The organism is Microvirga arvi (genome assembly GCF_016892765.1).
Classification (GTDB): domain Bacteria; phylum Pseudomonadota; class Alphaproteobacteria; order Rhizobiales; family Beijerinckiaceae; genus Microvirga; species Microvirga arvi.
Genome location: NZ_JAFEMD010000214.1, coordinates 1 through 783, shown reverse-complemented (window position 1 = coordinate 783; position 783 = coordinate 1). Strand labels below are relative to the sequence as shown.

General features: G+C 63.2%; 1 protein-coding gene. It reads right to left on the bottom strand.

Features of this window, described 5'->3' with window-relative positions:
* Nucleotides 1–50: 50 nt before the first annotated feature.
* Nucleotides 51–716 (bottom strand): hemerythrin domain-containing protein, encoded by a 666-nt coding sequence (locus tag ILT44_RS30580; RefSeq protein WP_372441304.1) that lies wholly within the window; start codon nt 714–716, stop codon nt 51–53.
* Between the last annotated feature and the right edge of the window lie 67 nt (nt 717–783).

The window sequence follows — 783 nt, the reverse complement described above, 5'->3', positions numbered from 1 at the left end:
GCCTGATCCTGCCGGACAGGCTCAACCCGATCACTCTCTGACGCTGAATGTCAGATCAAATGCCGACTACTACAGATAAAGTCCGGGATCATCCGGCAGCTCAGAAGATCGGTCATCCTCTCAAGGTTCTTCAGCAGACGCTCCTGCCGGAGCCCGAACCACTCCAGCGTGATGGTCCCGGCCCCACCGGCCAGGATCCGATTGGAGCGGGCCCACACCTGAAGGTAGTCCGGCATCCGATCGACCAGGGCCAGGGCCTCCTGGCCCTGACGGCTGAAGCTTTCCAGTGAACGGCCGCCCAACTCGGACGCCGCCTGGACACGGTCCTGAACCACGTCCTCCACCGTCTGCTCGAGGACCCTGACGCTCTCCGAGCTAGCCTCGACGGCTGCCAGCAAGGTCCCGCCTGTGTCTGACACAGCGTTGGCCAGCTTGCGCCCCCGCCGGGTTCGCCGTGGTTCACTGGCGGCTTGCCTGGTCTCCGCGACTTCCTCCTCAACCTTCTCGACGACGGCCTCGACCTGTTCCGCACTCAGGACCTTGAGCACGACAGGCAGCAGCTCGTTCTTGTCGTTGCGGATATGCTGCTGAAACACCTTCCGCAGCTCTGCCACCTTGGCCAGGAACGCATCGCTGTCCTTCGGGGTGGCCGCGAGTTCATTCAGGAGAGCCCTGGTCTGCTGGTGGTCATCGCGAGCGCCGCGGACTAGGCTCAGGACTCGTTAATTGAGGTAGAAGGCGACGGCAGCCGCGATGCAGATGGCTGAGAAGAAGGTGTGCGCG